This is a genomic window from Pseudomonas coleopterorum, assembly GCF_900105555.1.
Lineage (GTDB): Bacteria > Pseudomonadota > Gammaproteobacteria > Pseudomonadales > Pseudomonadaceae > Aquipseudomonas > Aquipseudomonas coleopterorum.
The window spans coordinates 2,579,799-2,606,750 of sequence record NZ_FNTZ01000001.1; the positions used below are offsets into that span (position 1 = coordinate 2,579,799).

The following is a 26,952-nucleotide window of genomic DNA, read 5'->3' on the forward strand; positions in this document are numbered from 1 at the left end:
ACAACCATAAGGACATCGCACATGGCACTCCACGGCAAGACGGCTTTGGTTACCGGTTCCACCAGCGGCATCGGCCTGGGCATTGCCTCGGTGCTGGCCGCCCACGGCGCGAACGTCGTTCTCAACGGCTTCGGCGATCCGACGGCGGCCTTGGCCGAAGTCCGTCGGCACGGCACCCAGGTTGCGCACCATGGCGCTGATGTCAGCGATCCGGCGCAGTTGGCCGAGTTGTTCGAGTACGTCCGAACGAGCCTTGGCGGTGTCGACATTCTGGTCAACAACGCCGGCATCCAGCACGTGGAAGCGGTCGAGGCCTTCCCCGTGGAGCGTTGGGACGCGATCATCGCGATCAACCTGTCTTCGGTGTTTCACGGCATTCGCCTGGCGCTGCCCGGCATGCGCGAAAAGGGCTGGGGGCGGATCGTCAATATCGCCTCGGTGCATGGCCAGGTGGGTTCGGTCGGCAAGTCGGCGTATGTGGCGGCCAAGCATGGGGTGATCGGTCTGACCAAGGTGGTGGGCCTGGAAACGGCCACCACGCAGATCACTTGCAATGCCATCTGTCCCGGCTTTGTCCTGACCCCACTGGTGCAGAAGCAGATCGACGACCGCGCGACCAAGGGCGGTGACCCGGCTGCCGCCCAGCGCGAACTGCTGGCTGAAAAGCAGCCGTCGCTGGAATTCGTCACCCCCGAGCATCTGGGCGAATTGGTCCTGTTCCTGTGCAGCGAGGCCGGTAGCCAGGTGCGGGGCGCGGCTTGGAACATCGACGGTGGCTGGCTCGCGCAATGAGGCGGGGAACCGCCCCGTGCCGGCAAAGTCGGAGTAAGGACATTCTCATGTGCAAGGAGCTTCTGTGACCATCGCTCCCCCCAGCGACCCTCTCGGCCCGCAACCGTCGGACCAGCCTCGTGAAGTGCATCGCCTGCGGGTGCTGACGGTGAACACCCACAAGGGTTTCACCGCCTTCAACCGCCGTTTCATCCTGCCCGAGTTGCGCGAGGCGGTGCGCAGCACCAGCGCCGATCTGGTGTTCCTGCAGGAAGTGCTGGGCGGCCACGATGGCCATGCGTCGAAGTTCTCCAACTGGCCACAGATGTCGCAGTACGAGTTCCTCGCCGACAGCATGTGGAGCGATTTCGCCTACGGGCGCAATGCGGTGTATCCGGACGGCCATCATGGCAATGCGGTGCTGTCCAAGTACCCGATCCTGCGTTACACCAACCTCGACATCTCGATCACCGGGCCCGAGCGCCGCGGCTTGCTGCACTGCGTTCTGCAGGTGCCGGGCCATGATGAGGTGCATGCGATCTGCGTGCACCTGTCGTTGCTGGAGAGTCATCGGCAACTGCAATTGAAGCTGTTGGGTCAATTGCTCGATTCATTGCCTGAAGATGCGCCAGTAATCATCGCCGGGGATTTCAACGACTGGCAGCTGCGCGGCAACGCCACGCTGGCCAAGCGCCAGGACCTGCATGAGGCGTTCGAGCGGCACAACGGGCAGTTGGCCAAGACCTACCCGGCACGCTTCCCGCTGCTGCGCCTGGACCGGATTTACGTCAGAAACGCGACCAGTCATGGGCCGATCATCCTGGGCAACAAGCCGTGGACGCACCTATCGGACCATTTGCCCCTGGCAGTGGAAATCCACCTGTAGCAGCGGCGCGAGCCGCGTCGGCGGCGTACGTGGTGTGTCTGGATGAACGCGGTGGACCCGGACGCGGCTTGCACCGCTGCTACAGGGGACCGCGTCGCATCAACCGCGTTTGCGGTGCATCTGAAACAGCGAGGCCTTGCGCATTTCCTGTAGCAGCTGCGCAAGCTGCGTCGGCGGCGTACGTGGTGTGTCTGGATGAACGCGGTGGACCCGGACGCGGCTTGCACCGCTGCTACAGGGGGGGCGCGTTGCATCAACAGCGTCTGCGGTGCAGCTTGAACAGCGAGGCCTTGCGTATTTCCTGTAGCAGCTGCGCAAGCTGCGTCGGCGGCGTACGTGGCGTGTCTGGATGAACGCGGTGGGCCCGGACGCGGCTTGCACCGCTGCTACAGGGGGCCGTGTTGCATCAACCGCGTTTGCGGTGCAAATGGAACAGCGAGGCCTTGCGCATTTCCTGTAGCAGCTGCGCAAGCTGCGTCGGCGGCGTACGCGGTGTGGCTGGATGAACGCGGTGTGCCCGGACGCGGCTTGCGCAGCTGTTACAGGCGTCAGTGCGGGGTTTCTGGGTCATCCGCCACCAGGCCCCAATCTGCGCTTTTGCGGTCGGGGGCTGGTGTGGGTAGGGCTGGTGCGGTGGTGTGTTGCACGCCTTCTTCGCCTTGCAGTTTCAAGCGCAGGCGCAGGTTGTTCACCGAATCGGCGTTCTTCAACGCCTCTTCTTCACTGATGGCCCCCTCCACTGCCAGCTCGTAGAGCGCATGGTCGAAGGTCTGCATGCCCAGGTTCACGGATTTCTCCATGATGCCCTTGAGCTCGGAAAACTCGTTGCGGTGAATGAAATCGCGGATGGTCGGGGTGCCCAGCATCACTTCCACCGCCGCGCGGCGCTTGCCGTCGGTGGTGCGCACCAGCCGCTGCGAGACGAACGCCTGCAGGTTGTTGCCCAGGTCGTTGAGCAACTGTGGGCGGCGGTCTTCGGGGAAGAAGTTGATGATCCGGTCCAGCGCCTGATTGGCGTTGTTGGCGTGCAGAGTTGAAATGGCCAAGTGGCCGGTGTCGGCGAACGCCAGCGCATGCTCCATGGTTTCACGATCGCGGATCTCGCCGATCAGGATGACGTCCGGCGCCTGGCGCAGGGTGTTTTTCAACGCCGCCTGGAAACTGCGCGTATCGACCCCCACCTCGCGCTGGTTGATGATCGACTTCTTGTGCCGGTGGATGAATTCCACCGGGTCCTCGATGGTGATGATATGCCCGCTGCTGTTACGGTTGCGGTAGTCGATCAACGCTGCCAGCGACGTCGACTTGCCCGAACCGGTGGCGCCGACGAAGAGCACCAGGCCGCGTTTTTCCATGATCACGTCGAGCAGCTTGCGCGGCAGCTTGAGGTCTTCGAAGCTGGGAATGTCGAGCTTGATGTTGCGTGCGACAATGGACACTTCGTTGCGCTGCTTGAAGATGTTGACGCGAAAGCGCCCTACGCCGTGGATCGACAGCGCCAGATTCATTTCCAGCTCGCGCTCGAAATCGATACGCTGCTCGGCGTCCATGATGCCGGCCGCGATCTCGGCGATGTCGCCGGGCTTCAACGCCTCGGCGCTCAAGGGTTTGAGCACGCCGTTGAACTTGGCACAGGGTGGCGCACCGGTGGACAGGTAGAGGTCGGAGCCGTCCTGACTGGCCAGGAGCTTGAGCAATGCTTGAATTTCCATGTGCTGGGGTCCTGCGAAGGCCGTCGATAGTAAGTACGCTATAGCTTGGCTGCATCTGCAGCCGCGGTAAATCAAAGGATAACGCAATGAATGCCTCACCTGTGGGCGGCAAGGTCTCGACATTGATCGCAAGCATGGACTGGGCCGACAGCCCCCTGCCCGCCCCCGATGCCTGGCCGCAGAGCCTGCGCACCGCCGTGGACATCGTCACACACTCGCCCATGCCGATGCTGCTGCTGTGGGGCACGCAGCTGTGCCAGCTGTACAACGATGCCTTCGCCCTGCTGGTGGGCAGCAACCACCCGCGCGCCCTCGGCCAGCCGGTGGACAGCATCTGGCCGGAACTCAAGGCATTCACCGACCCGATCTACGCCGCCGTGTTGCAGGGTGAGGTGCGTACCTTCAGCGAAAAGGACTTCAATCTGCCACGCGAGGGCGATTCCGAACAGGTCTGGCTGGACCTCACCTACAGCCCGATCCGCGACGAAAACGAGCGGGTGGCCGGCATTCTGGTGACCGCCATCGAGGCCAACGAGCGGCGTGAAGTCAGCGCGTTGGGCCGTCGCGCCGAGCAGGAACTGCGCGACCGGGAAGCGCATTTTCGCATGGCCATCGAGCTGTCACCCGCTGTGCACTGGACGGCCGAGGCCAATGGCCGGACCGACGGCAAGAGCCAGACCGAGCGCTGGCGACAACTGACCGGTATTCGCGGCCTGCAGCCGGACGAAGACTGGGCACAGCTGATGCACCCGGATGACCACCTGCCGACCCTGGACACCTGGCAACTGGCAGTGAGCACCGGCCGTCCCTACGACGCCGAGTACCGCTTGCGCATGGCCGATGGCAGCTATCACTGGATGCATGCCCGCGCACTGCCCGAGCGCGATGCCGATGGCGTGGTCCGACAGTGGTTCGGCATGACCGAGGACGTGCAGAATCGCCGTCAGGTCGAGCAGGCCCTGCGCGAACTCAACGAACACCTGGAAACCCGCGTCAGCGAGCGTACCCAGGCCCTGGCCGAGGTCAATCTGCGGCTACAGAACGAAATGCAGGAGCGCGAACGCGCCGAAGAGGCGTTGCGCCATGCACAGAAGATGGAAGCGCTCGGCCAGTTGACCGGCGGTATCGCCCACGACTTCAACAACATGCTCACCGGCATCATCGGCAGCCTGGACCTGATGCAGCGCTACATCGACGCCGGGCGCAGCAGCGAGATCAAGCGCTTCAGCGAGGCGGCGATCAGTTCGGCGCATCGCGCGGCGGGCCTGACCCACCGGCTACTGGCGTTTTCGCGACGCCAGTCGCTGGACCGCAAGCGCCTGGCGCCCAACGAGCTGGTGCATTCACTGGAAGAGCTGTTCAGCCGCACGTTGGGCGAGCACCTGCAACTGCGCCTGCAATTGGCCGAGGACGTGTGGCCGGTGAACACCGATGCCAGCCAACTGGAAAACGCCCTGCTCAATCTGGTCATCAACGCCCGCGACGCCATGCCCGAGAGCGGCGTGCTGACCATCGAGACCGCCAACTGCGAACTGGACGCCACGCCGGAAGGCGCGACCCTGGAACCGGTCAAGCCGGGCGCCTATGTCATGTTCCGGGTCAGCGACAACGGCAGTGGCATGAGCCCACCGATACTGGCCAAGGCGTTCGACCCCTTCTTCACCACCAAGCCCATCGGCCAGGGCACCGGTTTGGGGCTATCGATGATCTATGGCTTCGCCCAGCAATCGGGCGGTCAGGTGACGTTGCAGAGCCGACCTGGCGAGGGCACCTGTGTGCGCCTCTATCTGCCGCGGCACAGCGAACCGTTCGGCGACACCGCCGAGCAACGCATTCCAGCCGTGGCACCGATGGCCCAGGCCGGGGAAAGCGTGCTGGTGGTCGAAGACGATCCGGCGGTGCGCATGCTGGTGCTGGATGTGCTGGACGAACTGGGCTATGCCGCGCATTCGGCAGCCGACGCCAGCGCCGCATTGGCGCTACTCGAAGCAGGCCTGCACATCGACCTGCTGGTGACCGACGTGGGTCTGCCGGGCCTCAACGGCCGGCAATTGGCCGAGATTGCGCGCCAACAGCGGCCTGGACTGAAAGTGCTGTTCATCACCGGCTACGCGGAAAAGGCCGCCGAGCGTTACGGGTTCCTGGCCGAGGGCATGGACATGATCACCAAACCGTTTTCCATCGAACGACTGGGCAGCAAGATCCGCGACATGATCAACCTGTCCTGATTTGCGGCATAATCAGCGGCTTTTTTTCAGCGAGCATCCGGCAATGAAGGCACAAGCAAGGCACATTCTGGTCAAGACTGCCGAGGAAGCGGAAGCGCTGCGCCTGCGCATCGCCAAGGGCGAAGCGTTCGATGTGCTGGCGAAGAAGTATTCGACCTGCCCATCCGGCAAGCGCGGCGGCGATCTGGGCGAGGTCCGACCTGGGCAGATGGTGGGAGCGATCGATCAAATCATCTTCAAGAAACCGCTGCGCACGGTGCATGGCCCGGTGAAGAGCAAATTCGGTTACCACCTGGTGCAAGTGTTCTACCGCGACTGACACCACATCGGCAGACACCGCGCTGCATCAGAGCCACCGCCCACTTGCGATGCCGCATGGACGAACGCCGTGGTCCCTGAAAACGACCACCCCCTGCAGCAGCGGCGCAAGCCGCGTCGGCGGCACACGCCGTTCATCGAAATGAATACGGCCCAGTCGTTGCTGATTCAGAGGTACTCCCCGACAGCCTTCGGCATCTGATGCTGGCGCTTGAGATCGGTGCGCATGCCCGCAATCAGATTGGAAATCGCTCGGCTGCTGGTCAGCTGCTCGGCGCGGATACCACTGAGTGTGTAGTCGACCTTATGCGTCGCCTGATCGAATACACGTACGGTCAAGGAACGATCGGTGGCCTGGGTGCACTGGCAGCGCTGGGGCAGGAAACTGCTTTCAATGATGTTACGCAGTTCAAGGGTGGACAACATGATGACACTCCATTCTTGGTCTTATCCCTGAAGTCGGGCTTGCCCGAAGACAGTGCACCTTTCATGCCCTCTGCACCAAAAAGCACTTCCCATATCTATCAATGAGTTAGCCCTCAGGCTGGATCCACGGATCGTGCATTGTGCAAGATCACGGTGCACCGTCGTTGCAATTTGCATAACACCAAGCCATTGCAACTTTGCCGCCCCTCATAGGGTCCCCTGCAGACACACCGCTCAGGGGCAATTCTCACCATGGCAAGAGCAATCTGGAAAGGCGCGATCAGTTTCGGTCTGGTGCACATCCCCGTGGCCCTGGTTTCGGCCACTGCCTCACAGGGCGTGGATTTCGATTGGCTGGACAAACGCAGCATGGACCCGGTCGGCTACAAGCGCATCAACAAGAAGACCGGCAAGGAGATGGACAAGGAAAACATCGTCAAGGGCGTCCAGTACGAGAAAGGTCGCTACGTTGTCCTGAGCGAAGACGAAATCCGAGCGGCCCACCCTGTGTCGACACAAACCATCGATATCTTCTCTTTCGTTGATCGCACCCAGATCCCCCTACCCAATATAGACACACCCTACTTTCTCGCCCCGGATCGCCGTGGCGAAAAAGTGTATGCACTGTTGCGGGAAACATTGATCAGCACGAAGAAAGTTGCACTGGCCCTGGTGGTATTGCATACCCGTCAATACCTGGCTGCGCTGATGCCGCTGGACGGTGCACTGGTGATGGTGAAGTTGCGCTGGCCTTCCGAAGTGCGTGACCTGGATATTCTGGAACTGGGCAAGGAAGTGAAAAAGCCCGAACTGACCAAGAAAGAACTGGACATGGCCAAGCGTCTGGTTGAGGACATGAGTGGCGATTGGCGGCCCGAAGAATATGTCGACAAGTTCGAGCAGAAGATCATGGCACTGGTCGAGAAGAAGGCCAACAAAGGTGAAATCGAAGACGTGGAAACCGAGTCCGACCAAGCGTCACGGCAGACCGCCGACGTCATCGACCTGACCGAGCTGCTCAAGCGCAGCCTTGCCGGCAAGCCATCCGCTGCTGCCAAGCCCAAGCCGGCCAAGGCGAAAACCGCCGCAAAAAAAGCGCCGGCCAGACGCAGTCCGCGCAAGGCTTCTTGAGCACGAACAACCAGGAACACCTTTGCAACTAATAGCGGCATCGATGAATAACTTTTTTCATCCATGCCGCTATTGAATAACTTCATACCGTTCTGTCTTTTAAAGCAACTTCCAACCTTCGTCGACTACACTCGTTGCACCATGTGATTCCATTAACCACCTGATCGCCCACCGCGTCTTGTTTCGCGGCGAACGCGTGTGTGGGAGTTATCGATGAACACCAACGAGTTGTTTAGACACCGCTGCTTATTGACTGCGTCGTTGTTGACCAGTTGTGCCGCCTCCGACATGGCGTTGGCCGATTGCACGTTCGCCCCCGGCCTGGGCAATGACGCCTACGTGTGCGACAGCGCAACGGCTTCCTCGCTGAGCGATCTGCTGGGCAACAACAGCCTCACCTTGCCCCCAGGCGGCACCGGAACCATTACTGGAACGGTCGAATTCGGCCCTGGCCAGGACAGCGTGTTGCTGGGCTCTGGCAGCATCGAAGGCGTGCTGAACACCGGTGCAGGCGCGGACATGGTGCTCGTCAGCGGGGGGCGATTGTCTTCCCTGATTCAGGGCGATGGCGCCGATACGCTCGAAGTGGTGGACGGCGCCATCAGCGGCGCGGTCAGCCAGGGCAGCGGCATCGACAGCTTCATCATGCGCGGCGGGCAGATCCAGTCGCTCAGCCAAGGTGACGGGCTGGACACCTTTTCCATGACCGACGGCACTATCGTTGGCGCCTTCGAGGACGGTGATATCGCGCGAATGAGCGGCGGCACCATTGGCCGAGTCGACATGAAGCTGGATAACAACCTGTTCGAACTGTCTGGAGGCCGCATCAACGGCAACCTGGTCGCTGGCTTCGGCAACGATACCATCGCCGTGTCGGGTGGCAGCATCGGTGGCAACATCAGCGTCAGCGGCGGCGTCGACCGAGTCACGGTGAGCGGTGGCGACATCGGCGGCAACGTCTTGCTGAGCTTCGGCGACGACCGTTTCATCTGGCGCGACGCGGGCCTGATCCACGGCACCATCAGCATGGGCGCAGGCGACGACACGGCGCTGTTGAGCAATCTGGAGGAAACGCAACTGGCATCGCCGCGCCTGATCTACGGGGATGCCGGCGTCGATACGTTGACCCTCGACAACAGCAGAACAACTGGCGGCGCACGCTACAGCTACTGGGAAACGATCAACCTGAGCAACGGCTCGGTGCTGGACTTGCCCGATCGTCTGAGCCTGGCGGACGATTCGACGCCGCCGAACAGTGGCTTGCTCACCCTCGACCGCAGTAGCACCCTGGGCGCGACCCAAGGCACGGTCGGCCCGATCGTCGAGGGTCAGACGATCACGCTGAACAATGCCGGGCTGATCGACCTCACCCGCAGTGGCGCCCAGGCGGCCGACCGCCTGACCGTCATCGGCAACTACGTGGGCAACGACGCGCGCCTGAAACTGCAGACGGTGCTCGCCGGTGACGACGCCCCTTCCGATCAGCTGGTCGTGGCCCGAGGCACGCTGAGCGGTCGCACGGCGATTACCGTGGATAACCTCGATGGCCGCGGCGCACAGACCGCAGCCAACGGCATCACGTTGGTGGAAGCCACGCAGGGCGCGACCAGCACTGACGGGGCCTTCACCCTGGCCAACGATCTGTCGGTCGGGGCCTACCAGTATTATCTGTTCAAGGGTGGAGTGACGGCGGGCAGCGAGAACAGCTGGTTCCTGCGTTCATCCGTGGTCGCGGCGCCGCCCGTGGTGGTGCCACCGGTCATCAAGCCGCCTGTTGTTGAGCCACCGGTAGTCGAGCCACCTGTGATTCACCCCCCCGTAGTCGAGCCACCGATAGTGCAGCCGCCCGTGATTCAACCCCCGGTAGTCGAGCCGCCGGTCATCGAGCCGCCCTTGGTTCAGCCCCCTGGAGTCGAGCCACCGGTAGTCGAGCCACCCATTGACGAACCACCTGTGGTCGAGCCACCTGCGATCGATCCGCCCGTAGTGCTGCCGCCTCAAGTGGTGCAGCCGCCAGGCCAGCCGCAACCTTCCGACCCCGAACCCACGCCGCCTGTACCCGCTGCGCAAGACCCTATCGCCGCGATCGGTACGCCAACCCTGCCCCGGCCGGCACCCGGTCAGAGCATTGCGTTGTACCGGATCGAAGTGCCTGCCTACAGCGTCGTACCGCCCGCGGCCGCTTTGCTGGCGCTGGACAGCCTGGGCAGCTTCCATGAGCGTCAGGGTGAGCAAAGCTTGCTCAGGGAACGCGGCGCCCTGCCTGCCGGCTGGGCCCGGACCTTCGGCAGTCACGGACGACAGCAGTGGGCTGGCGCTGCGACCCCTGACCTGAGCAGCAATATCAGTGGCTACCAGGTCGGCCACGATCTGTTCGCCGCCCTCAGCGACAACGGCTACCGCCAGCACGTCGGACTGTTCGCCGGGCATGCTCGGCTGGATGGCAACGTGCGCGGCTTCGCCTTAGGATTCGACGACACCCCCTCGGGCAACATTCGCCTGCGCGCCGACAATCTTGGCGCCTATTGGACGGTGGTCAGCCCTGCAGGGGCCTACCTCGACCTGGTCGCGATGAGCACCCGATTCGAGGGACGCAGCCGCTCCGAACGCGGCTACACGCTCGACCTCGACGGACACGGGGTGGCCGTATCCCTGGAAGCCGGTTACCCGCTCAGACTCTCCGAGCAATGGTGGCTGGAGCCCCAGGTGCAAGTGGTCGGGCAGAAAATCACGCTGGACACGGCGCGTGATCCCGTGTCGAAAGTGGCATTCGACAGCGAGCACTATTGGCGGACACGCCTGGGAGTGCGTTTGAAAGGGGAGTATCGGGTGGGCGGTACGCCGGTCGAACCCTATGTGCAGGCCAACCTTTGGCACACGCTTGACGGCGAAGACGCAGTGAACTTCGATGAGATCGATACCCTGCGCAGCCAGCACCGGTCAACTCAGGCCAAACTGGGTATGGGCCTGGCCGCGCGGCTCAGCGACGACGTCAGCCTGTACCTGAACACCGACTACGCCCGCAGCCTGGATTCACAACCCCAGGAAAGCCTGCAGGGCAGCCTGGGGTTGCGAATCAGCTGGTAGGCTCAGGCCGGATCGTCCGGGCTCATGTCGGCGTCGCCGGTCTGGGTGCGCACCTGGCGCGGGTCCAGCTCAGGGTCGCGGTCCATCGCCATGGGCGACAGGCCTTCGTCGCCAGGCCGCACGTCCTCGTCGAGCTTGCCCTCGGCGTAGGGTTCGGGCGCGGCCGGGTCGTTGAGACCGTCCAGAGGGTCGGGAATCTGCGTCGAACTGCTGGGTGCCATATCATCCTCACAAAGCACAGTGATTTTTGTTGTATCGATGAAGTCATGGCATCAGACGCGACTGCAGCGCAGGGGTGCAGATTATTTTGACGCAGAATCAGGACGTTTCGTGCTTAAAGGCAGGTGGCCAGCGATGCCAGTCGGCGCGTGGCGACCTCGCCCTGCTCGCGGGCATAGAAGCTGACCTGGCTACCGGCACCGCGTGGGCGGATGTCGGCGAAGTAGGTGGCTGCGGGAGTGAACACGGTGTAACCGCCATCGCTGGCTTCGCTGGACGCATCGGTCATCACCCCGAACATGGCCTCGTCCTGCCAGCTGAACTGCACGCATTGGGCGATCTTCTGCGCAGGTTTCGTCGACGTCACGGTCTGCACCGGCGCACCACTGCGCGCCTGTTTCATGTTGAGGCTGGTGCAACCCGTGAGTACGCACAGGCCAAGTGCTGCAGCGATGATTCGCATCGTCGTTTCCATTCCGGATTCAGATAAACCGCGAATGTAGCATCGACGCGAACAGGCAGCATCATCGCCCGAGCATCATTGGCAAAGATGCATGGCGGTGAGCAGCAGGAAGAAGGCACCGAGCACCTCGAAATGGCCCAGCAGCCAGGTGCCGAGGCGCGAGCGCCCCACCGTCCCGGAGCGGCCACACCATTGCGGCCATAGAGCGGCCGAAGTCGCCAGCACGGCGCCTGCCAACAGCAACAACACGTAGGCCATCGCAAGGTCCTGCGGTGATGAATGAAGATAGGCCTTAGTGCTCGCCAGGCACCGCGCGTTCCACTGGCTTACGTGCGCTTCGTCACAAAACAGCACGCACCCGGCATTGCCTGCATCGACGGGGGCCTGCACAATCGTGCCCTTTCCCACACCGATCGAAGGCCCCATGGCAGAACCCGATTCGCGTCACCAGGCCGCACTGGACCGTTTTCTCGAGATAAGTCCCGAGCTGCAAACGGAACTGGACAGCCTCAACCCCCTGGCCGCACGTGCGGCAGGGTTGAGCATCGAGGAATACCGCGCCGAACGTCTGCACGAGGCCTTCGAAGAAGCCGCCAATGGCCAGGACCTGTTCGCCTGGGAGCTGACCCTCAAGCTCACCGCCGACACCCCGGAAGACTTTCAGGCGCAACGGCTGGAGGTTCACAGGGAAGTGGCCGAGATGGCTGGCATGCCGTGGGAGGAGTACATGCAGCTCAATGGCCTGAAGGACGCCTCGGGCTCGGCGTAAAATGCAAGCACCCTGCGCAAGGCAGGGTGCAGGTTCACTAGGCAGGCCGGGCTCTTATCTAGAGGATATTAGCTAGAGGCTGTTGCCGGGCGAAGGCTCTTCGTCTTCGTCGACGGGCGGATTGGCCTCGGTATCAGGCTCTTCCACCGCCTTGTTCCCAGGCGAGCCGTCCTGTTCGTCATCATGCTCGTCGTGGATATCAGGGTAGCCCTCTTCCCCGCTACCTGGCTCGGCGGGCCCTGGATACGGATTCTGCGGGTGGTTGTTGTCTTCGACCATGATATGTCTCCTTTCGTGGCGCGGTTCATCCGCACCTGATAGTGGGAGATCACCGCAACCCGGGAAGTGCCACTGACGTGACGAGCGGTTTGCCCTTCCCTGCAAACCAGCCACTGCCTTGTCTTCTGAGGTTTCTTTGCTATAGCTAAAGGCCTCTCTGATCATTCAGGCAATGGAGTGGCCGTCATGAAAAAGATGAGTGTGAGTCAGCTGACCATGCTGACAGCCGTCAACATGCTGGGATCCGGCATCGTTCTGTTACCCACCAAGCTCGCCGAAGTCGGCGGCATTTCGATTCTCTCCTGGCTGATCACGGCTACCGGCTCCCTGGCCCTGGCCTATGCCTTCGCCCGCTGCGGCATGCTCAGCCGCAAGACCGGCGGCATGGGCGGCTACGCGGAATACACCTTCGGCAAGTCGGGCAACTACATCACCAACTACACCTACGGACTGTCCCTGCTGATCGCCAACGTGGCGATCAGCATCACGGCGGTCGGTTACATCCAGACCCTGTTCGATATCAGACTCGATTCGCTGCAGGTGGGCCTGGCGACGATCGCGCTGTTATGGCTGACCACCTTCGCCAACTTCGGCGGGGCAAGCGTCACCGGCAAGATCGGTTCGATCACGGTGTGGGGCGTGATCGCACCCGTGGTGCTGGTGTCGACGATCGGCTGGTTCTGGTTCGACAGCGGCACCTATGCAGCGGGCTGGAACCCCCACGATATGCCCTGGTACGAAGCGGCCGGCGCCTCGGTGGCAATCACCCTGTGGGCGTTTCTTGGCCTGGAATCGGCGTGTGCCAACGGCGACGCCGTGGAAAATCCGGAAAAAAACGTACCCATTGCCGTGCTCGGCGGCACGTTGGGCGCGGCGGTGATCTACATCCTGTCCACCAATGTGATCGCCGGCATCGTCGACAATGCCGAGCTGGTTTCCTCCACCGCGCCGTTCGGCCTGGTGTTCGCCAAGATGTTCACGCCGATGATCGGCAACCTGGTCATGGGCCTGATGGTGCTCGCCTGCATCGGTTCGCTGCTGGGTTGGCAGTTCACCGTGGCCCAGGTCTTCAAAAGCTCGGCCGACACGGGCTACTTTCTGCCGATCTTCGCCAAGGTCAACGGGCACGGGGTGCCGATCATCAGCATGCTGATCCTGCTCGCTATCCAGACCGCGATGGCCTTGCTGACCATCAGCCCAGACCTGGCCAAGCAGTTCGACACCCTGGTGAACCTGGCGGTGGTCACCAACCTGGTGCCGTACATTCTGTCGATGGCCACCTTGATGACCTTGCAGAAGGTGTCGAATGTCCCGGCCAACAAGGCCTTGATAACCAACGTCGTCGCCGCGGTCGCGACGGCCTACAGCTACCTGGCGCTGTACAGCTCGGGAGCCCAGGCCCTGATGCTGGGCGGCGTGGCGACCATCGTCGGCTACACGCTGTTCGGCTTCGTCAACAACCGCCTGATTCGCCTGGAAGCGCTCAACAACAGCGCCCCGACCCAGACCGTTGCCGCCCAGCACATCGTCGGCGCGCCGATTCCGGTGAACAGTTTGCCCCGTACGCCAACCAACCCCCCTGCCCTGGAAGCGCGACCATGACGGATCATAGAAACCTGCTCGGCATGCTGGCTTTGTTGATCAGCGACCAACCCGACAAACGCACTGTGTTCGGACGGGCGCTGATTCAGCTGATCACCGACGTGGAGGAGCGATCCATCAGCGTGATCACCTCCGAGCGCCTGGACGATGCCAAGTCGATCCTGAGCACCGACCCGGCGATCCAGTGCGTATTGCTCAGTTGGGAAATGGACAGGAGTGCCGACCATCAGCAATGCATCGATCTGCTCGCCCGACTGCGCGAGCGCAACACGCGGGTGCCGGTGTTCCTGATCAGCGACCGCAGCACCGCATCTAACGTGCCGTTGATCGTCATGCAGCACGCCGACGACTTCATCTGGCTGCCCGAGGACACCAGTCGTTTCCTCAGTGGGCGGATCCTGGCGGCCATGGAGCGCTATCGCCAGGCGGTGCTGCCGCCCATGTTCGGCGCCCTGCTCAAGTTCGCCCGCAGTTATGAATACTCCTGGCACACCCCGGGCCACGCCGGCGGTACGGCCTTTCTGAAAAGCACGGCTGGCCGGGCGTTCTATGAGTTCTTCGGGGAAAACCTGCTGCGCTCCGACCTGTCCATTTCGGTTGGCGAACTGGGCTCGCTGCTCGACCACAGTGGCCCCATTGGCCAGGGCGAGCGATACGCGGCCAAGGTGTTCGGCGCCCATCGCACCTACTACGTCACCAACGGCTCGTCGATGTCGAACCGGGTGATTCTGATGGCCAGCGTCACCCGCGATCAGATCGCGCTGTGCGACCGTAACTGCCACAAGTCCGCCGAGCACGCGATGACCCTGTCCGGGGCGATCCCGACCTATCTGGTGCCAACGCGCAATCGCTTCGGCATCATCGGCCCGATCCTGCCGCAGACGTTGAGCGCGGCTGCGGTGGGTGCGGCGATTGCGAGCAACCCGCTGGTCGGGCCGCACATCGACCCCACGCCGGTGCACGCCATCGTCACCAACTCCACCTATGACGGCTTGACCTACAACGTCACGCGGGTCGAGGAATTGCTCGGGCAAAGCGTCGACCGGCTGCACTTCGACGAGGCATGGTATGGCTACGCGCGGTTCAATCCGTTGTACAAGGACCGCTTCGCGATGCACGGCAGCCCCGATGACCACGACGCCTCCAAGCCGACGGTATTCGCCACCCAGTCCACCCACAAACTGCTGGCCGCGCTGTCCCAGGCATCGATGATCCATGTGCGCAACGGGCGCAATCCTATTCACCATGCACGCTTCAACGAGTCGTACATGATGCATGCGTCGACCTCGCCCAACTACGCGATCATGGCCTCCTGCGACGTCAGTTCGGCCATGATGGAGGCGCCGAGCGGGCAGATCCTGACCAATGAATCCATCGAGGAAGCCATTGCGTTTCGCCAGGTGATTTCACGGATGCACGCTGACATGCGGGCCAACGACGACTGGTTCGTGTCCTGCTGGCAGCCACCGTCGATAGACATCGGCGGGGCCGCCATCGACTTCCATGAAGTCGATCCGGCGAAGCTCAAGTCCGACCCGAACTGCTGGGTGCTGCACCCCGGCGAAGTCTGGCATGGTTTCGGCGACATCGAAGACGGTTACTGCATGCTCGATCCGATCAAGGTGTCGATTCTGACCCCCGGCATGGGCGACGACGGGCAACTGCTGGACTTCGGCATCCCGGCCTGTGTGGTGAGTGCGTATCTGGGCAGGCAAGGGATCGTGGTCGAGAAAACCACCGACTTCACCCTGCTCTTCCTGTTCTCCATCGGTATCACCAAGGGCAAGTGGGGCACCCTGGTGAACGCGCTGCTGGATTTCAAGCGCGACTACGACGCCAACCTTGAGCTGGAACTGTGCCTGCCCGACCTGCTCGCCGCCACGCAGCAGCGCTACAGCGGCATGGGCCTCAGAGACCTGGCCGAAGAGATCTTCACGGCGATGAAGGCCAATCGCACCACGGCCGCCATGGCGGCAGCCTTCGGCATGCTGCCCCAAGCCGAGTTCAGCCCGGTACAGGCCTACGAGAAACTGGTCCGCAACCAGGTGGAACTGGTGACGCTGGACGATGCGGCTGGACGGGTCGTGGCGACGGGCATCGTACCCTACCCGCCCGGCATTCCGTTGCTGATGCCCGGCGAGAACGCCGGTGCGGCGGACGGGCCGCTGCTCGCCTACCTGAAGGCGCTGGAGAGCTTCGACCGCGCGTTTCCCGGCTTTGCCCACGACACCCATGGCATCGACAACGATGCCGGAGTGTACCGACTGTCGGTGCTCAGGTAGGGAGACCCACGGCAGTTTTCAGCTTTACGGCCGTGCTATCGGCTCGGCCGCATTTCTGAGAAACTGGACCGTCGGGCACCTCGCCCCGTACCTCTTTCATGCATCGGAGATCCGCTTGCACATCGTATCCAAGGGTCTCGACAGTTGTGAACGACTGTCCCACGTGCTGCAGGCCAGCGAACGGCTGGCCATGGCCGAATCCATCGACGAGGTGGTGAGCGTTCTTCGCGACACGGCTCGGGCGACGGTGGGCGCCGAGGGCATCGCGGTCGTCATCGAAAATGGCGGGCACTGCACCTACGTGGCCGAGGATGCGATTTCCCCGCTGTGGAGCGGCAAGACGTTTCCGATCGATCGCTGCGTGTCCGGCTGGGCGATGCTCGACAACAAGACCTACGTCATCCCGGACGTGCGGCTGGACCCGCGTATCCCGCGAGAAGCCTACGACCCGACGTTCGTGCGCAGCCTGGTCATGGTCCCGATCGGCAAACCGCTGGCGGTGGCCGCGCTCGGCGCGTACTGGTCGCAAGTGCGCCCCCATAACCGCGACACGATCGAACGCCTGGAAAGCCTGGCGCGCCTGGCCACCATTGCCATCGAAAACGCGCGTCTGACCCAGGCGCGCAACCGCGCGGCCGCCATCGGTGCTGCGCAGAACCGCATGCTCGCGCTGGCAGTGGCCGAAGCCAGCCTGGACGTGACGCTGGAAGCGATCGTGCGCGAGGTCGAGACCCTGTCCACGTCCGGTCTGCTGGGGAGCGTTCTGCTGCTGGACGAACAGGGGCGGCACGTGCAGCGCTGCGTGGGCCCCAACCTTCCTGGTCACTACACCGGGGCGGTCGAAGGCCTCTGCCTGGACTTGAGCGCCGGTAAGACGAGCGCCGGCGACAGCTCGAACGACGCTTTGGCAAACCAGTTGGCGGTGCTGGCCAACGAGCATGGCCTGCAGGTGTGCTGGTCGACTCCGATCCGTTCGACGCAGGGCGCCGTGATGGGTGCCTTCGTGCTGTATCACCCAGAGGTACGGCAGGCCGTTCCGGCCGACGTCGAGATCATCGATTTCGTCGTGCAGACCATCGGCCTCATGGTGCACCGCGTGCAAGTCGATGTCGCCGTGCGCACCAGCGAGGCCCGGTTGCGTCTGGCGGTGGACCACGCCGATGTCGGGTTCTGGGACGTGGACCTGGTACAGAACACGCTGGTGTGGCCACCGCAGACCAAGGCGATGTTCGGCATCTCGGCCGATGTGTCGGTCACCCTCGAGGACTTCTATCAAGGTCTCCATCCTCACGATCGCCGGGCAACCCTGGAGGCCTTCAGCGCAGCCATGGACCCTGAGCGCCGGGCGCTCTACGACGTGGACTACCGTACCATCGGTCGCGAGGACGGCGTGGTCCGCTGGGTGGCCGCCAAGGGACGGGCCGTGTTCGATGAGCACGGACGCTGCCTGCGGGTCACTGGCACGGCGATGGACATCACCGCCCGCAAGAACGCCGATGAGAAACTGCGCGAGCTCAATGCGACCCTCGAAGGGCGCGTGGCACAAGCCATCGCCGAGCGTGAAGAAGTTCAGTTGGCTTTGCGGCAGAGCCAGAAGATGGAAGCCATGGGGCAACTCACCGGTGGCGTGGCTCATGACTTCAACAACCTGCTCACCCCGATCGTCGGCACGCTGGACATGCTCCAGCGCCGGGGCGTGGGCGGCGAGCGGGAGCAACGGCTGATCTCCGGCGCCGTGCAATCGGCGGATCGCGCCAAGACGCTGGTACAGCGGCTACTGGCCTTTGCCCGACGCCAGCCGCTGCAGGCGGTCGCCGTCAACGTCGGCAAGCTGGTCAGCGACATGGGCGACCTGCTGGCCAGCACCACCGGCCCGCAGATCAAGGTCGTCGTCGATGCGCCGGAGCATCTGCCCGCGGCGATCGCCGACGTCAACCAGCTCGAAATGGCGCTGCTCAACCTCTCCGTCAACGCCCGAGACGCAATGCTCGAGGGCGGAACACTGCGCATATCCGCCTGCACGGAATCGATCGAAGCGGGGCATCGGTCGGGACTTGCCGTGGGCAACTACCTCTGCCTGTCCGTCGCGGACACCGGCTCGGGCATGGACGCCGCCACGCTGGCGCGTGCGGTGGAACCGTTCTTCTCCACCAAGGGCGTCGGCCAGGGCACCGGTCTGGGGCTGTCGATGGTGCATGGGTTGGCCTCGCAGTTGAACGGCGCGCTGACCATTCAAAGCTCACCAGGCCTGGGGACCAACGTCGAGCTGTGGCTGCCACGCAGCGTTACCCTTCCCGCCGAGGCCCTGCGCTTGGTGGAAACGCCGGAGCTGTCCTCCAGCCGTGGCGTCGCGTTGCTGGTCGATGATGAAGAACTGGTACGGGCGAGTACCTCTTACATGCTGGCCGAGCTGGGCTATTGCGTCATCGAGGCCGCGTCCGGCGAGGAAGCCATCGCCTTGATGGACACCGGCGAGGCCTTCGACCTGCTGATCACCGACCACCTCATGCCGGGCATCAGCGGCACCGATCTGGCCAGGCAGGTCCGCTGCTCCCGGCCGGGGACCGCGATCCTGCTGGTTTCGGGCTATGCCGAGCGCGAAGGCCTCGACCCGGACCTGCCGCGGTTGAGCAAGCCGTTTCGGAAAAATGAGTTGGCGACGAGTCTGGCGCAGTTGGGGCGCGAGGGCTGACAGTGGGGACACGGTCCGTCACACGGCCATGGCCTTGCGATCGACCAGGCTTTCACCGAACCGAGAGTACGTCGGGCAGACGTACAACTACCGCCGTACCTATGCGACAATAGCCGCACTGTCCGGTCTGCATCCCGCCTTTATTGCCCGGCTCCAGCGTGGTATCGCGTCGGTCTCGAATCGGTATCGCCTGAACCCATCGCTCCCCCAGTTATTGATAGGTAAGCTCCTTGATCTCCACAGCTAACATCACCATGCAGTTTGGCGCCAAGCCGCTGTTCGAGAACGTTTCCGTGAAATTCGGCAACGGCAACCGCTACGGCCTGATCGGCGCCAATGGATGTGGCAAGTCGACGTTCATGAAGATCCTGGGCGGCGATCTGGAGCCCTCGGGTGGCCAGGTCATGCTCGAACCGAACGTGCGCCTGGGCAAGCTGCGTCAGGATCAGTTCGCCTACGAGCAGTTCAGCGTGATCGATACGGTCATCATGGGCCACGAGGAGCTGTGGAAGGTCAAGGCCGAGCGTGATCGTATCTACTCGCTGCCGGAAATGAGCGAGGAAGACGGCATGGCCGTCGCCGAGCTGGAGACCGAATTCGCGGAAATGGACGGCTACACCGCCGAGTCCCGTGCCGGCGAGCTGTTGCTGGGTCTGGGCATTCCGCTTGAACAGCATTTCGGCCCGATGACCGAAGTCGCGCCGGGCTGGAAGCTGCGGGTGCTGCTGGCACAGGCGTTGTTTTCGGATCCTGAAGTGCTGTTGCTCGACGAACCGACCAACCACCTGGACATCAACACCATTCGCTGGCTGGAAAACATCCTCACGGCGCGTAACAGCACCATGATCATCATTTCCCACGACCGGCACTTCCTCAACAGCGTCTGCACCCACATGGCCGACCTGGATTACGGCGAGTTGCGTCTGTTCCCGGGCAACTACGACGAGTACATGACCGCGGCGACCCAGTCGCGCGAGCAGCTGCTGTCGGACAACGCCAAGAAGAAAGCCCAGATCGCCGAACTGCAAACCTTCGTTTCGCGCTTCTCGGCCAACGCCTCCAAAGCCAAGCAGGCGACGTCGCGGGCCAAGCAGATCGACAAGATCCAACTGGCCGAGGTCAAGCCCTCCAGCCGCGTCAGCCCGTTCATCCGCTTCGAGCAGAACAAGAAGCTGCACCGCCAGGCGGTCACCGTCGAGCGCATGTCCAAGGGTTTCGACGGCAAGCCGTTGTTCGAGAACTTCAGTTTCGTGGTCGAGGCTGGCGAGCGTGTGGCGATCATCGGTCCGAACGGGATCGGCAAGACCACCCTGTTGCGTACCCTGGTCGGCGAGCTGACCCCGGACGCGGGCGCGGTGAAGTGGACCGAAAGCGCGGAGCTGGGCTATTACGCCCAGGACCACGCGCACGATTTCGAAGACGACATGAACCTGTTCGACTGGATGGGCCAGTGGACCCAGGGCGAGCAGATGGTGCGTGGCACCCTGGGCCGCATGCTGTTCTCCAACGACGAGATTCTCAAGTCGGTGAAGGTGATTTCCGGTGGTGAGCAGGGGCGCATGCTGTTCGGCAAGCTGACCTTGCAGAAGCCCAACGTGCTGATCATGGACGAGCCGACCAACCACTTGGACATGGAGTCGATCGAGGCACTGAACCTGGCGCTGGAGAACTACCCTGGCACGCTGGTGTTCGTCAGCCACGACCGCGAGTTCGTCTCCTCCCTGGCCACCCGCATCATCGAGCTGAGCGCCAGCGGCGTGGTCGACTTCAGCGGCACGTACGACGACTACCTGCGCAGCCAAGGCGTGGTTTTCTAAACCCGAAGTCCCTGTAGCAGCGGCGCGAGCCGCGTCCAGGGCCGGCGCGTTTGCCCTGACCCTCCGCGTGTGCCGCCGACACGGCTTGCGCGGCCCCTGTAGCAGCGGCGCGAGCCGCGTCCGGGGGCGCCGCGTCTGCCCTGACCCTCCGCGTGTGCCGCCGACGCGGCGTGCGCGGTCCCTGTAGCAGCGGCGCGAGCCGCGTCAGCGGACGCTGCGTTTGTTCTGATCCTCCGCGTGCGCCGCCGACGCGGCGTGCGCGTTCCCTGTAGCAGCGGCGCGAGCCGCGTCAGCGGACGCTGCGTTTGTTCTGATCCTCCGCGTGCGCCGCCGACGCGGCTTGCGCCGCTGCTACAGGGGTATGCGAACGTTTCCAAAGATGGTGCGGGCGCGGTTCGTGTAGCAGCGGCGCGAGCCGCGTCCGGGGGCGCTGCGGTTGTTCTGACCCTCCGCGTGCGCCGCCGACGCGGCTTGCGCCGCTGCTACAGGGGTATGCGAACGTTTCCAGAGATGGTGCGGGCGCGGTTCGTGTAGCAGCGGCGCGAGCCGCGTCCGGGGGCGCTGCGGTTGTTCTGACCCTCCGCGTGCGCCGCCGACGCGGCTTGCGCCGCTGCTACAGGGGTATGCGAACGTTTCCAAAGATGGTGCGGGCGCGGTTCGTGTAGCAGCGGCGCGAGCCGCGTCCGGGGGCGCTGCGGTTGTTCTGACCCTCTGCGCGAGCCGCGTCCGAGGGCGCCGCGTCTGCCCTGACTCTCCGCGTGTGCCGCCGACGCGGCTTGCGCCGCTGCTACAGGGGTATGCGAACGTTTCCAGAGATGGTGCGGGCGCGGTTCGCGTAGCAGCGGTGCGAGCCGCGTCCGGGGGCGCCGCTGCTACAGGGGTTCGGGGCGGCCGAGGAGGAAGCCTTGGGCGTTGGCGGCGCCCAGGCGTTTGAGTTGCGCCAGTTCGGCTTCGGTTTCCACGCCTTCGGCGACGATCACGCTGCCGGTCTCCCGGGCGAAGGCTATCAAGGCCGACGCCATGGCGCGTCGCTGGAAATCCTGATCGATACCGCGGGTCAGGCTCATGTCGAGCTTGATGATGTCCGGGCGCACCTGAAGGATATGCCGCATGCTGGCATACCCGGCGCCCGCGTCATCGATCGCCACCCGCACACCTCGCACTCGCAGCGGCTGCAACGCCACCTGCAACGATGCGTAATCCTGCACCACGGCATGTTCGGTCAGCTCCAGCACCAGGCGCTCGGCCGGATACCCCTGGAGTACCCCCAACAACTCGCCGCTGAGCACCAGCTCGGGCGAGCAGTTGATGCTCAGGTAGGTGTCCGGCGCCAGCCGTGACAGCCCGGCCAGCGCCTCGCGGATGGCAAGGCACTCCAGTTCCGTTCCCAGCCCGACTTCGGCGGCCTCCTTGAACCACACGTCCGGGGTGCGTGCCGGTTGGCCGCCGAAGCGCGACAGGCACTCCCACCCTGCCACACGCATGGTGTGCAGGTCGAAGATCGGCTGATAGACCACCCGTGGCTGACGCGACTCGATGACTTCGAGCACTCGCGAGGTCTTGACGTCATGGTCGCGGGCCCTCTGCAGATCGGTTTCGAGGCGCTCGGCGATCAGTTCGGCGAAGACGTTCATCATCTTCAGATCGCGCTCGCTCAGCCCCGGATCGGGCGTGTGGCTGAAGCAGCAAAAGGTCCCGTATAGTCGGCCGTCGCTCAAGTGAATGGGCACGCTCATGTGCGCACCGACTGGCAGACCGGGGGTTTGAGGCACGGCCATGGCGGCCGGCAACTGACCGGTGTCACGAATCAATCCGGGCAGTTCGCCGCTGACAACCCCGCGACAGTAGCCGGCGCTCATCTCGAGCACATCCCCTGGGCTGAGCGGCACCGGGCTGGCAGCATCGACGTGAGTGAACACGCGGTCGCTCTCGCGAAAATGGGAAACGAACGCTACATCCATGCCCAGATGTGTGCGCATGGCGCGCAACACACGATCCACGCAGCCTGCCTCGGTGGCAGACAACGGCTTCAGCGCAACCAGGTCCATCAGGTTATCGGCTGTCATGACGCACTATCGCCTCCTAATGTGATAGTGCCATCAGTGTAGATGGACCGCCCCCCCTCCCTTCAAGTAAAAAACGACGAGACGCCCAACGGTAGGCTCGAGTCGCTACGCAACCGGCGGTGGCGAACCGGCGTGCCGTCCACCGTGGCACTGCTACACTTCGGCATCCAACCGTGCAAAGGACACCGTGCCCGATGCTTGCAATCTTCAACGTCGCCTTTCCAGTGTTCGGCTTGATTCTGGTGGGTTTCGTCTGCCGTCGGCGCCACGTCCTGGGGCCCAATGCCTCCATCGAGCTCAACCGATTCGTGATCTACCTGGGCCTGCCTGCCCTGCTGTTCGAAGCCATGGCGCGGCTGGGTACCTTGCAGGGTCTGAACCTGGGCTACGTGCTGGCTTTCGGCCTGGGCATGGGCATCGTCTTTCTGCTGACCCTGTGGCTGCGGCTGCGCGCCCACGCGCACTTTCTGGACGCCACCATCGACGCGCTGGGCGCCGGCTATCCCAACTCGGGATTTCTCGGCATTCCCCTGTGCCTGCTGACCTTTGGCGACCCCGGCATCGCTCCGGCAGTGATCGGCGCGGTGATGACCGCCTGCCTGCTATTCGCCGTGGCCATCATCATGATCGAGACCTTCCAGCAGACCGAGAAACACCTGGGACGCACGCTGCTCAAGGTCGGCCAGTCGCTGCTGCGCAATCCGATCATGGTGTCTCCGGTGCTGGGCTCGCTGGTGGCCTACAGCGGCCTGGTGCTCCCGGTGGGCGTTCGCCAGTTGTTCCAGTTTCTGGGTGCGGCGGCGGGGCCCTGCGCGCTGGTGTCGATCGGGCTGTTCCTGGCGGCGGAGAAATCCCAGAAAGCCGACAGCAAGACCCTGGCCATGCTGGTAGCGATGAAACTGCTGCTGCAACCGGCGCTGACGGCGTGGCTGGCGTTCTGGGTGTTCGACATCCCGGCCATGTGGGCATGGGCGGCGCTGCTGGTGAGTGCCCTGCCCATCGGCAACGGGCCGTTCATGCTGGCCGCGCTGTATGGCCGCGAGGCCGATACCATGTCCCGCGCGATTCTGGTATCGACCCTGTTGTCGCTGGTCACGGTGTCGCTGATCCTGGCGTTGATACCGGCTGCGGTGCAGCGCTAGTCGCGCATGTAGCCGCCGTCGACGTCCATGATCTCGCCGGTGACGAAGCTGGCCGCATCGCTGGCGAGGAAGCACACGGCTGCGGCGATGTCCCGCGGTGAGCCGGCACGCCCCAGGGGCATGTCGGCGAGCACCCGGGCGCGTGCCTCAGGGGCCAGGGCTCGGGTCATCTCGGTGTCGGTCAAGGCCGGGGTGATGGCGTTGGCGGTGATGTTGAACGGCCCGGCTTCGCGTGCGAGGCCCTTGGTCAAGGCGATGACGCCGCCCTTGGCCGCCGCGTAGCAGCTGTTGCCCAACAGACCGCCGCCGCGTTTGCCGGCCACCGAAGCGATGTTGATGATGCGCCCGGCGCGGCGCGCCATCATGCCGGGCAGCACGGCCTTGGCGCAGAAGAACACGCTGGTGAGGTCGATGGCCAGGACTCGATTCCATTCGGCCGCGCTGACGTCCAGCAACGGCCCGGTCGAGACGATCCCGGCGTTGTTGACCAGAATGTCGATACCGCCCAGCGCTCGTTCGATGGTCTCGACCATGGCCTGCACCTGGCCTTCGTCGGCCACGTCCACGGCCACGCCGATGGCGTCGATGCCCAGTTCGCACAATTGCCCGGCAGCGGCGCTGGCGGCCGCGCCGTCGAGATCGGCAATCGCGACCCGCGCACCGCATTGACCCAGCGCCTGAGCGATGGCAAAGCCGATACCGCGCGCGGCACCGGTCACCACCGCCACCTGGCCGGTGATGGCAAGACTGATAGGGGCATTCATTATTGTTGTTCCCTTGGTTGAAGAGCCTGCAGCGCAAAGCGGGTCGTCAGGCCGGCTGGTAAACGCCCTGGGCGAGCTGGTCCTTGAGCGGCGGGATACCCAGCCGGCGCAACACTCGGTAAAGCGACGGCCGACAGATGCCCAGAGCACGGGCTGCCGCGGACATGTTCCAGCGGCAGGCGTTGAGCACATCCAGCACGTCGGCACGCTCGTCGACCGGCGTGGCCAGGGTGACCGAGCGGCGGATCGGCGTGACGTTGGCAGGCGCTGCCTGGGTGGACGTAACCTGTTGCGCAACAAAATCCGCGGGCAGATCGCTGCGCTGAATGCGGCTGCCCTCCATCACCGCGCAGGCATAGCGAATCACTGCACGCATCTGCCGCAGATTGCCTGGCCAGGGGTGATTGAGCAGCAGCGGCCAGACATCCGAAGCGATGACCTGCCGCGGGTCGCAGCCGGGCAGTTCGCTGGCTACCATCCGGCAGACCAGTTCGGCGCGATCGGTACGCTCGCGCAGGGGCGGCAACTGCACGACGCCGGTGGCGATGCGATAGAACAGGTCTTCGCGAAAGGCGCCCTGCTCGACCAGGCCGGTGAGGTTCTGGTGGGTGGCGCAGATCAGCGCGAAGTCGACCTTGACGCTGCGCTCGGAACCCAGAGGGCTGACTTCGCGTTCGGCGATGACCCGCAGCAGGCGGGTTTGCTGTTCGAAGGGCATATCGCCGATCTCGTCGAGAAACAAGGTGCCGCCGTCGGCCTGCTGAACCTTGCCTTTCTTGCCGCAGGGCAACGCGCCGGAAAAGGCGCCGCGCGAGTAGCCGAACAGCTCGCTCTCGATCAGGCTTTCCGGAATGGAGGCGCAATTGAGCGCCACGCACTGGGCCCGATGGCGTTGACTGTGGGCATGCAGCGCGCGGGCCAGCACTTCCTTGCCGGTGCCAGTTTCGCCCTGAACGAGCACGGCGATGCCGCGTTCCATCAGGCGCAGGGCGCGGCGGAAGGCTTGGCGCACCTGTGGGTCGCTGTCGTTGGCGATATCGGAGTCGGGCAGTGCCGCGCAGGACAGTGCGGGCGAAGTGGTACGTGCAGTGTGTTCGCGAACGGAAGACATCGGCGTCACCTTTTATTGTTTTATAGCTCGTGACTATCTCGAGGTCTGGCGCTCGTGACGCAAGCCTCGACGCTGTGGCCATTTCACAATACGGCAGGCGGAGTTATGTTTTCCAATCCATAATCAGGTACCCACTGATACCTTTGCGAGCATCATGATCGAGCTCAGGCATTTACAGTATTTTCGCGCGTTGGCCGAAACCCTGCACTTTGGCCGTGCCGCCGAGCGCCTGCACATCTCCCAACCACCGCTGTCGCGGCAGATTGCGCTGCTGGAGCAAGAGCTGGGCGTGAAGCTGTTCGATCGCTCGCGGCGCCATGTGGAGTTGACCGATGCCGGCCAGCGGTTCTATCTGGACACCGGCACGGTGTTCGCCGCGTTCGAACAGGCCAAGCGCAATGCGCTGGCGGCGGCGCGGGGGGCGGCGGGTGAGTTGTCGGTAGGGTTCATGATGTCGACGGCCTACAGCGTCACCCCGGCCATCACCCGGCGCTACGCGGCGCAGTACCCGCAGGTGAACCTCAAGCTGACCGAAACCCTGCCCATGGACCTGGCCCAGGACATCAGCAGCGGCAGCAAGGATGTGGCGATCATGTACCGGCCGCAGGATTGCAGCGGGCTGGAGACGGTAACTATTTACCGGGAGGAAATGACAGTGGTGCTGCCGCCGGGGCATCGGTTGCTCGAACAGCCGCTGATCGATCCGCGCGACCTGGCAGCGGAAACCTTCATCATCGTGCCACGCCGCATCGCCCCGGCGCTGCATGACATGATCGTCAATTACTGCCTGCAGCATGGCGTAACGCCCAATGTCGGGCTGGAAATCAACATGCAGCAGACCATCGTCAACCTGGTCGGTGAAGGCCTGGGCATCGCCATCGTGCCGCGCTCGATGCGCAACATGCGCCTGACCACCACCACCTTCCGCCCGCTGGTGGCGCCGCCGGTGGTCGAGGTGGTCGCGGTGTGGAAGGCCGACAACCACAACCCGTGCATTGCCACTTTCGTGGAAAGCGCCATGCGCGCGGGTGAAGAGGCGACGCTGCAGGATCAGTGAGGGGCGATACACCCTGGAGGCTGACCCGGCAGGTGAGCTGACATTGTGGGGGTAACATTGTGGGAGCGGTGCCTTTGTAGCAGCGGCGCGAGCCGCGTCGGCGGTGCATGCGGTGTGTCTGATGTACCGA

The 26,952-nt window shown here is 63.7% G+C and carries 22 protein-coding genes; 13 read left to right on the forward strand and 9 right to left on the reverse strand.

All coding sequences use genetic code 11. From position 1 onward, the window contains the following. The first annotated feature begins 21 nt into the window (after nucleotides 1-21). Together BLV18_RS11450 and BLV18_RS11455 are read left to right on the forward strand one after the other, a co-directional pair. The gene (locus BLV18_RS11450; RefSeq protein WP_090358623.1) at nucleotides 22-792 is read left to right on the forward strand and encodes a 3-hydroxybutyrate dehydrogenase; all 771 of its coding nucleotides are present in this window, start codon (nucleotides 22-24) and stop codon (nucleotides 790-792) included. Nucleotides 793-862: 70 nt separating this feature from the next. Continuing rightward, a complete protein-coding gene (locus BLV18_RS11455) occupies nucleotides 863-1,657 on the forward strand; it encodes an endonuclease/exonuclease/phosphatase family protein (RefSeq protein WP_375143215.1) in 795 nt (264 codons plus the stop codon). Between the two features lie 548 nt (nucleotides 1,658-2,205). Here the strand turns inward: BLV18_RS11455 and BLV18_RS11460 are convergent. Beyond that, nucleotides 2,206-3,369, reverse strand: a complete 1,164-nt coding sequence (locus BLV18_RS11460; protein WP_090358627.1) for a PilT/PilU family type 4a pilus ATPase — start codon at nucleotides 3,367-3,369, stop codon at nucleotides 2,206-2,208. Nucleotides 3,370-3,455: 86 nt separating this feature from the next. On the opposite strand from BLV18_RS11460, the gene BLV18_RS11465 reads away from it, so the two are divergent. Then, a complete protein-coding gene (locus BLV18_RS11465; protein WP_090358629.1) occupies nucleotides 3,456-5,597 on the forward strand; it encodes a hybrid sensor histidine kinase/response regulator in 2,142 nt (713 codons plus the stop codon). Nucleotides 5,598-5,640: 43 nt separating this feature from the next. Further along, a complete protein-coding gene (locus tag BLV18_RS11470) occupies nucleotides 5,641-5,916 on the forward strand; it encodes a peptidylprolyl isomerase (protein WP_043189034.1) in 276 nt (91 codons plus the stop codon). Nucleotides 5,917-6,083: 167 nt separating this feature from the next. Here BLV18_RS11470 and BLV18_RS11475 read toward each other — a convergent pair whose 3' ends face one another. Beyond that, a complete protein-coding gene (locus BLV18_RS11475) occupies nucleotides 6,084-6,341 on the reverse strand; it encodes a DUF1652 domain-containing protein (RefSeq protein WP_090358631.1) in 258 nt (85 codons plus the stop codon). A gap of 252 nt (nucleotides 6,342-6,593) precedes the next feature. Here BLV18_RS11475 and ku point away from each other — a divergent pair, with 252 nt between their 5' ends. Both ku and BLV18_RS11485 read left to right on the forward strand, forming a co-directional pair. Continuing rightward, on the forward strand, nucleotides 6,594-7,472 hold the full coding sequence (gene ku, locus BLV18_RS11480; protein ID WP_090358633.1) for a non-homologous end joining protein Ku: 879 nt from the start codon (nucleotides 6,594-6,596) through the stop codon (nucleotides 7,470-7,472). A 213-nt stretch (nucleotides 7,473-7,685) separates the two neighbouring features. Next, entirely contained in the window at nucleotides 7,686-10,559 is a 2,874-nt protein-coding gene (locus BLV18_RS11485) for an autotransporter family protein (RefSeq protein ID WP_090358635.1), read from the forward strand. Between the two features lie 2 nt (nucleotides 10,560-10,561). On the opposite strand, the gene BLV18_RS11490 is transcribed toward BLV18_RS11485, so the two are convergent. From BLV18_RS11490 to BLV18_RS22220, 3 genes are all read right to left on the reverse strand, one after another. Beyond that, on the reverse strand, nucleotides 10,562-10,780 hold the full coding sequence (locus tag BLV18_RS11490) for a hypothetical protein (protein WP_090358637.1): 219 nt from the start codon (nucleotides 10,778-10,780) through the stop codon (nucleotides 10,562-10,564). 113 nt (nucleotides 10,781-10,893) lie between these two features. After that, nucleotides 10,894-11,241: a hypothetical protein gene (locus BLV18_RS11495; RefSeq protein WP_090358639.1), complete on the reverse strand. Its 348-nt coding sequence runs from the start codon at nucleotides 11,239-11,241 to the stop codon at nucleotides 10,894-10,896. Between the two features lie 75 nt (nucleotides 11,242-11,316). Beyond that, complete coding sequence (locus BLV18_RS22220; protein WP_139211016.1) at nucleotides 11,317-11,667, reverse strand: hypothetical protein; 351 nt, start codon at nucleotides 11,665-11,667, stop codon at nucleotides 11,317-11,319. Between BLV18_RS22220 and BLV18_RS11505 the strand changes: the two genes are divergently transcribed. Further along, on the forward strand, nucleotides 11,666-12,010 hold the full coding sequence (locus BLV18_RS11505) for a DUF6388 family protein (protein WP_090358641.1): 345 nt from the start codon (nucleotides 11,666-11,668) through the stop codon (nucleotides 12,008-12,010). The genes BLV18_RS22220 and BLV18_RS11505 overlap by 2 nt on opposite strands. A 72-nt stretch (nucleotides 12,011-12,082) precedes the next feature. Here the strand turns inward: BLV18_RS11505 and BLV18_RS11510 are convergent, their stop codons facing one another. Continuing rightward, nucleotides 12,083-12,289: a hypothetical protein gene (locus tag BLV18_RS11510; protein WP_090358644.1), complete on the reverse strand. Its 207-nt coding sequence runs from the start codon at nucleotides 12,287-12,289 to the stop codon at nucleotides 12,083-12,085. 177 nt (nucleotides 12,290-12,466) lie between these two features. Here BLV18_RS11510 and potE point away from each other — a divergent pair, with 177 nt between their 5' ends. From potE to BLV18_RS11530, 4 genes are all read left to right on the forward strand, one after another. Further along, nucleotides 12,467-13,891 (forward strand): putrescine-ornithine antiporter, encoded by a 1,425-nt coding sequence (gene potE, locus BLV18_RS11515; RefSeq protein ID WP_090358646.1) that lies wholly within the window; start codon nucleotides 12,467-12,469, stop codon nucleotides 13,889-13,891. Further along, nucleotides 13,888-16,173: an Orn/Lys/Arg family decarboxylase gene (locus tag BLV18_RS11520; protein WP_090358648.1), complete on the forward strand. Its 2,286-nt coding sequence runs from the start codon at nucleotides 13,888-13,890 to the stop codon at nucleotides 16,171-16,173. Before potE ends, BLV18_RS11520 begins: the two co-directional genes overlap by 4 nt. Before the next feature lie 190 nt (nucleotides 16,174-16,363). Further along, nucleotides 16,364-18,865, forward strand: coding sequence for a GAF domain-containing hybrid sensor histidine kinase/response regulator (locus tag BLV18_RS11525; RefSeq protein ID WP_208598886.1), 2,502 nt, complete (start codon nucleotides 16,364-16,366; stop codon nucleotides 18,863-18,865). 230 nt (nucleotides 18,866-19,095) lie between these two features. Continuing rightward, nucleotides 19,096-20,682 carry an ABC-F family ATPase gene (locus BLV18_RS11530; RefSeq protein ID WP_082223560.1) on the forward strand — a complete coding sequence of 529 codons (1,587 nt, stop codon included), beginning with the start codon at nucleotides 19,096-19,098 and terminating at the stop codon, nucleotides 20,680-20,682. A gap of 872 nt (nucleotides 20,683-21,554) precedes the next feature. On the opposite strand, the gene BLV18_RS11535 is transcribed toward BLV18_RS11530, so the two are convergent. Next, nucleotides 21,555-22,748: a sensor domain-containing phosphodiesterase gene (locus BLV18_RS11535; protein WP_090358652.1), complete on the reverse strand. Its 1,194-nt coding sequence runs from the start codon at nucleotides 22,746-22,748 to the stop codon at nucleotides 21,555-21,557. A gap of 194 nt (nucleotides 22,749-22,942) precedes the next feature. Between BLV18_RS11535 and BLV18_RS11540 the strand changes: the two genes are divergently transcribed. Beyond that, entirely contained in the window at nucleotides 22,943-23,890 is a 948-nt protein-coding gene (locus BLV18_RS11540) for an AEC family transporter (protein WP_090358655.1), read from the forward strand. Here BLV18_RS11540 and BLV18_RS11545 read toward each other — a convergent pair. Together BLV18_RS11545 and BLV18_RS11550 are read right to left on the reverse strand one after the other, a co-directional pair. Beyond that, nucleotides 23,887-24,654: an SDR family NAD(P)-dependent oxidoreductase gene (locus BLV18_RS11545; RefSeq protein ID WP_090358657.1), complete on the reverse strand. Its 768-nt coding sequence runs from the start codon at nucleotides 24,652-24,654 to the stop codon at nucleotides 23,887-23,889. The genes BLV18_RS11540 and BLV18_RS11545 overlap by 4 nt on opposite strands. A 46-nt stretch (nucleotides 24,655-24,700) precedes the next feature. Continuing rightward, a complete protein-coding gene (locus tag BLV18_RS11550) occupies nucleotides 24,701-25,765 on the reverse strand; it encodes a sigma-54-dependent Fis family transcriptional regulator (RefSeq protein ID WP_090358659.1) in 1,065 nt (354 codons plus the stop codon). A gap of 154 nt (nucleotides 25,766-25,919) precedes the next feature. On the opposite strand from BLV18_RS11550, the gene BLV18_RS11555 reads away from it, so the two are divergent. Continuing rightward, nucleotides 25,920-26,822, forward strand: a complete 903-nt coding sequence (locus tag BLV18_RS11555; RefSeq protein WP_056842924.1) for a LysR family transcriptional regulator — start codon at nucleotides 25,920-25,922, stop codon at nucleotides 26,820-26,822. Nucleotides 26,823-26,952: the final 130 nt, after the last annotated feature.

What these genes read in the sequence shown, in the direction of transcription:
- BLV18_RS11450 (WP_090358623.1), top strand. Translation starts at nt 22, where the DNA reads ATGGCACTCCACGGCAAGACGGCTTTGGTTACCGGTTCCACCAGCGGC.
- BLV18_RS11460 (WP_090358627.1), bottom strand. Translation starts at nt 3,369, where the DNA reads ATGGAAATTCAAGCATTGCTCAAGCTCCTGGCCAGTCAGGACGGCTCC.
- BLV18_RS11465 (WP_090358629.1), top strand. Translation starts at nt 3,456, where the DNA reads ATGAATGCCTCACCTGTGGGCGGCAAGGTCTCGACATTGATCGCAAGC.
- BLV18_RS11470 (WP_043189034.1), top strand. Translation starts at nt 5,641, where the DNA reads ATGAAGGCACAAGCAAGGCACATTCTGGTCAAGACTGCCGAGGAAGCG.
- BLV18_RS11475 (WP_090358631.1), bottom strand. Translation starts at nt 6,341, where the DNA reads ATGTTGTCCACCCTTGAACTGCGTAACATCATTGAAAGCAGTTTCCTG.
- ku (WP_090358633.1), top strand. Translation starts at nt 6,594, where the DNA reads ATGGCAAGAGCAATCTGGAAAGGCGCGATCAGTTTCGGTCTGGTGCAC.
- BLV18_RS11485 (WP_090358635.1), top strand. Translation starts at nt 7,686, where the DNA reads ATGAACACCAACGAGTTGTTTAGACACCGCTGCTTATTGACTGCGTCG.
- BLV18_RS11490 (WP_090358637.1), bottom strand. Translation starts at nt 10,780, where the DNA reads ATGGCACCCAGCAGTTCGACGCAGATTCCCGACCCTCTGGACGGTCTC.
- BLV18_RS11495 (WP_090358639.1), bottom strand. Translation starts at nt 11,241, where the DNA reads ATGCGAATCATCGCTGCAGCACTTGGCCTGTGCGTACTCACGGGTTGC.
- BLV18_RS11505 (WP_090358641.1), top strand. Translation starts at nt 11,666, where the DNA reads ATGGCAGAACCCGATTCGCGTCACCAGGCCGCACTGGACCGTTTTCTC.
- BLV18_RS22220 (WP_139211016.1), bottom strand. Translation starts at nt 11,667, where the DNA reads ATGGGGCCTTCGATCGGTGTGGGAAAGGGCACGATTGTGCAGGCCCCC.
- BLV18_RS11510 (WP_090358644.1), bottom strand. Translation starts at nt 12,289, where the DNA reads ATGGTCGAAGACAACAACCACCCGCAGAATCCGTATCCAGGGCCCGCC.
- BLV18_RS11520 (WP_090358648.1), top strand. Translation starts at nt 13,888, where the DNA reads ATGACGGATCATAGAAACCTGCTCGGCATGCTGGCTTTGTTGATCAGC.
- BLV18_RS11525 (WP_208598886.1), top strand. Translation starts at nt 16,364, where the DNA reads ATGGCCGAATCCATCGACGAGGTGGTGAGCGTTCTTCGCGACACGGCT.
- BLV18_RS11535 (WP_090358652.1), bottom strand. Translation starts at nt 22,748, where the DNA reads ATGACAGCCGATAACCTGATGGACCTGGTTGCGCTGAAGCCGTTGTCT.
- BLV18_RS11540 (WP_090358655.1), top strand. Translation starts at nt 22,943, where the DNA reads ATGCTTGCAATCTTCAACGTCGCCTTTCCAGTGTTCGGCTTGATTCTG.
- BLV18_RS11545 (WP_090358657.1), bottom strand. Translation starts at nt 24,654, where the DNA reads ATGAATGCCCCTATCAGTCTTGCCATCACCGGCCAGGTGGCGGTGGTG.
- BLV18_RS11550 (WP_090358659.1), bottom strand. Translation starts at nt 25,765, where the DNA reads ATGTCTTCCGTTCGCGAACACACTGCACGTACCACTTCGCCCGCACTG.
- BLV18_RS11555 (WP_056842924.1), top strand. Translation starts at nt 25,920, where the DNA reads ATGATCGAGCTCAGGCATTTACAGTATTTTCGCGCGTTGGCCGAAACC.